The 4,024-nt window shown below is 63.4% G+C and carries 4 protein-coding genes; 2 read left to right on the top strand and 2 right to left on the bottom strand.

What is annotated here, in order from left to right; all coding sequences use genetic code 11:
• Together ADADOO_RS03110 and ADADOO_RS03105 are read left to right on the top strand one after the other, a co-directional pair.
• The coding region (locus ADADOO_RS03110; RefSeq protein ID WP_511274925.1) for an efflux transporter outer membrane subunit at positions 1 to 1,357 on the top strand (1,357 nt) is incomplete at its 5' end.
• 227 nt (positions 1,358 to 1,584) lie between these two features.
• On the top strand, positions 1,585 to 2,571 hold the full coding sequence (locus ADADOO_RS03105) for a sensor domain-containing diguanylate cyclase (protein ID WP_511274924.1): 987 nt from the start codon (positions 1,585 to 1,587) through the stop codon (positions 2,569 to 2,571).
• 3 nt (positions 2,572 to 2,574) lie between these two features.
• Here ADADOO_RS03105 and rlmB read toward each other — a convergent pair whose 3' ends face one another.
• Positions 2,575 to 3,306: a 23S rRNA (guanosine(2251)-2'-O)-methyltransferase RlmB gene (gene rlmB, locus ADADOO_RS03100; protein WP_226400668.1), complete on the bottom strand. Its 732-nt coding sequence runs from the start codon at positions 3,304 to 3,306 to the stop codon at positions 2,575 to 2,577.
• A gap of 72 nt (positions 3,307 to 3,378) precedes the next feature.
• Positions 3,379 to 3,942: a hypothetical protein gene (locus tag ADADOO_RS03095; RefSeq protein WP_511274922.1), complete on the bottom strand. Its 564-nt coding sequence runs from the start codon at positions 3,940 to 3,942 to the stop codon at positions 3,379 to 3,381.
• Positions 3,943 to 4,024: the final 82 nt, after the last annotated feature.

The following is a 4,024-nucleotide window of genomic DNA, read 5'->3' as shown; positions in this document are numbered from 1 at the left end:
GGCAATCGCCCTGAGCGGCTGCGCCATCGGCCCGAACTACTTCCGCCCGGCGTCGCCCCTGCCTGAACCGGCTGCGGCCGTCGCCACGGCTGAAGCGCCGATCAACCCGACGTGGTGGACGCTGTTCGGCGATGCCGATCTGAACACGCTGGTCGACCAGACGCTGGCCGCCAACCAGGATCTGCAAGCCGCCATCGCCCGCCTCGAAGCAGCCGAAGCGGCAGCCCGCGAAGCCGGCGCCGACACCCTGCCGCGTGTCGGTCTGGAAGCCAGCACCGGGCGCAGCAAGAGCAGCGGCGAAACCTTCAACGGCCGGAAACAGGGCGGCGCCACCTACGACAACAACCGGGTTGCCGCGACACTGAGCTACGAGCTCGACCTCTGGGGCCGCATCCGGCGCAGCAACGAAGCGGCCCGGGCTGAAGCGCTGGCCAGCCGTTTCGGCCGCGACAGCCTGCGCCTGACGCTGGTCGGCCAGGTCGCCAACGAATACCTCAACCTGCGCAGCCTCGACGGCCAAATTGAAGTCACGGCCCAGACGCTCGAATCACGCAAGCAGGCGCTCAAGATCGTCCAGGCTCGCCTCGATGCCGGCAGCGCCTCGGGCCTCGAACTGGCCCAGGCCGAAAGCGCGCTGAACGGCGCCCAGGCCCAGTGGAGCCAGTTGCAACGGCTGCGCGCCCTGTCCGAAAGCCAGATCGGCCTGCTCAGCGGCCAGCCCGGCCTCAAGATCAGTGCCGCCGGCTTCGACAAGCTGCCGTTGCCGCCGACCCCGCCGGCCGGCCTGCCCTCGGCACTGCTCGAAGCCCGCCCGGACATCCGTCAGGCCGAGGAAAAGCTGGTCGCCGCCAACGCCCGCATTGGCGTCGCCAAGGCCGCCTACTACCCGACGATCAGCCTGACCGGGTTGTTCGGTAGCGAAAGCATGGCGCTGTCCAATCTGTTCACCAGCGGCGCCGGCATCTGGTCAGCTGCCGCCGGCCTCGCCATGCCGATCTTCGACGCCGGCCGCACCGGCGCCCGGGTCGATCAGGCGACGGCCGTGCAGAAGGAAAGCCTGGCCAACTACCGGAAGACCGTGCAAACCGCCTTCAAGGAAGTGAACGACGCCATCGTCGGCCTGCGCGAATACAGCGAAGAAGAAACCGCCTACTCGGCTCAGGTCGGTTCCTCGCAAAAGGCCCTCGATCTGGCCCAGAAGCGTTACGAGTCCGGCTATTCCGGCTACATGGATCTGCTCGACGCCCAGCGCACGCTGAACAGCGCCCAGTTGCAGTACCTGGCCAGCCGCAAGAGCCGGCTCGGTGCAGCCGTTGATCTCTTCAAGGCGCTCGGCGGCGGCTGGGTCGCCGGCTGAGGCGGTGGTCCCTGCGCCCACGGGGACCCGTCCGCCGCTACCGGCACTTGCACGGTCAACCGGAAAAAAAGGCCAAAAATGAAATCGCTGGCAGCACAAGGTCGGCCGCGCTTTGACACGACCAAAGTCATGGCGTAAGGTCCTTTCCCCAACAGACCGGCCGATCATCAGGCTGGCAATATTCCCCCGCGAGAACGCATTTTTTATCCTCAGCAAGGAGAATATCGTTGGCTTCCGGCAACCATACCAAGCACACCTTTGGCAGCGACGTCGACCACAGCATGGCGGTCCGCCTCATGCAGCACCTGGTCGTCCCCACCTTCGTGCTCGACGCCGAGCGCCGGGTCACCATCTGGAACCACGCCTGCGAACGCCTGACTGGCATTCCCGCCGCTGAGATGCTGGGCACCAGCGACCACTGGCGCGGCTTTTACAATGAACCGCGCCACTGCCTGGCCGACCTCATCGCACTCGAAAAATTTGACCAGCTCGCCGAGCTCTATGCCGCCCACACGAGCCCCGGCGAATTCGGCTTCGGCCTGCGTGCTGAAAACTGGTGCGTCATGCCGGTCAAGGGCGAGCGCCGCTATCTCGCCGTCGATGCCGGGCCGATTTACGACGACCAGGGCACGCTGATTGCCATCGTCGAAACACTGCGCGACATGACCGAACAGAAACTCGCCGAAATGGCGCTGCAAAACCTGGCAACCAAGGACAGCCTGACCGGTCTGGCCAATCGCCGCTCGCTGGACGACAAGTTGCAACTCGAATGGAAATGTAGCCAGCGTACTGGCACTTCGCTCGCATTCGTGATCGCTGACATTGACCACTTCAAGCTTTACAACGATCACTACGGCCACCAGAAAGGCGACGAGTGCCTGCGTGCAGTGGCCGGGGCCGTTGGCGCCGCCGTCTTCCGCCCGGCCGACATGACGGCCCGCTATGGTGGCGAGGAATTCGCCGTCGTCATGCCCAACACTGATCTGGCCGGCGCCCGCGCCGTGGCCGAACGCATCTGCCTGGCCATTCGGGCGCTGGAGATTCCGCATGCCGCCTCAGCAACGGCGCCGCAGGTCACGATCAGCCTCGGCGTCTCAACCCTCATAGCCGATTCGGAGAGTAGTCTGGAAACCCTGATCGCCGCTGCCGATGCGGCGCTCTACCGGGCCAAGGAGGCGGGCCGGAACCGCACTGTCGTGGCCGAAACAGCTTAGCTTTTAGCCCAGACGCCGACGCGCCTCGAACAGGCAGACGCCTGCTGCGACCGAAACGTTGAGGCTTTCGACGGAACCGTGCATCGGAATCTTGACCAACTGGTCGCAATTTTCACGCGTCAGGCGGCGCATGCCCTCGCCTTCGGCGCCGAGCACCCAGGCCGTCGCCTTCGGCCATTCGGCGGCGTAAAGATCACTCTCCGCCTCACCGGCCGTACCGACTACCCAGATCTCGCGTTCCTGCAATTCGCGCAGCGTCCGCGCCAGATTGGTCACCATCACGTAAGGCATCGTTTCGGCCGCCCCGCAGGCCGTCTTGGCCGCCACATCGGTCAGACCGACAGCACGGTCCTTCGGTGCGATGACGGCATGAACACCGGCCGCATCGGCCACACGCAGGCAGGCGCCGAGGTTGCGCGGGTCGGTGATGCCATCCAGCACGAGCAGAAATGCCGGTTCTTCGAGCGTATCGAGCACATCGTCGAGATGCGCCAGCTTGCGATCACCCTCAATCAGGGCCAGAACACCTTGATGCCTGGCACCCGGCGCCATGCCGTCGAGCCGCTTGCCGTCGGCCCCGATCACCTTGACGCCCTGCAACTCGGCGTGGGCGAGCAGATCACGCGCCCGCGCATCGTGGCGGGTGGCATCGATGACAATTTCCTTGACCGACTCCGGGTCGTGGCGAAGTTTGGCGGTAACGGCATGAAAACCGTAAATCAGGCGGGAGGACATGGCTGCTTTCGAACAACGGGAAGGCGGATTTTACCGCGCCGGCGCCACGAGCCGAACAATCTCGGAGAGTGCTCACAAATCCTTGAGCAGCGAATCCTCGCGAGCAATCCAGCGCGACAGGATCAGGTCGTGCAGCGCAATATGGTTAGTTTCCCAGCGGGCAAGCAGGGCATCCAGTTCGCGGATGCGCGAAACGATATGCTGCGAGTCGAGCGACGAAACAATCTGCTGCACCGTTGCTGAAATCGCCGCATGATCTTCCATGTGCGCCTCGCAGACGTCACGGTCGACCATCAGCAGCAGCGAATCGCGCATGACCATTTCTTCCGTTTTGAAATGGTCGAGGATAAAGGCGAAAACATCGCCGAGCATGGCAATCACGTCGGCCTCGCAACGCTCTTGCCGGTCATGGCTGCAGCCTGTGCAGTCCTTCAGATTGACGTGATCAAGGCATACCCGGCGCAAGTTGGCGATGGCGCCAATCAGGAAATGGTGCTCGGAATCGATCAGTTTGTGACCGGTAATCAACTCGGCCGGCAACTCACCGGTCGACAGCCAGTAGGCCGTACTTTCAGACAAATCATCGACAGCAGCGCCGACCATGTGAGGAACGGAAACCACCCGCTGCTTCGTCATTCCTATTCCAAAAGTATGAGAAAACGCTATTGTACCGTCGCATATCGACTTGTCGATACGGTAATTTTTAATTTTGGGAATA

Origin of the sequence: Azonexus sp. (assembly GCF_036170495.1) — a bacterium.
Taxonomy (GTDB): Bacteria; Pseudomonadota; Gammaproteobacteria; order Burkholderiales; family Rhodocyclaceae; genus Azonexus.
Note: the sequence above shows the minus strand (reverse complement) of the source record. Positions and strands in the feature narration are given on the sequence as shown.

Bases quoted from the DNA above. Each gene is read 5' to 3' on its own strand.
- ADADOO_RS03095 (WP_511274922.1), bottom strand. From the start codon at position 3,942: ATGACGAAGCAGCGGGTGGTTTCCGTTCCTCACATGGTCGGCGCTGCT.
- rlmB (WP_226400668.1), bottom strand. From the start codon at position 3,306: ATGTCCTCCCGCCTGATTTACGGTTTTCATGCCGTTACCGCCAAACTT.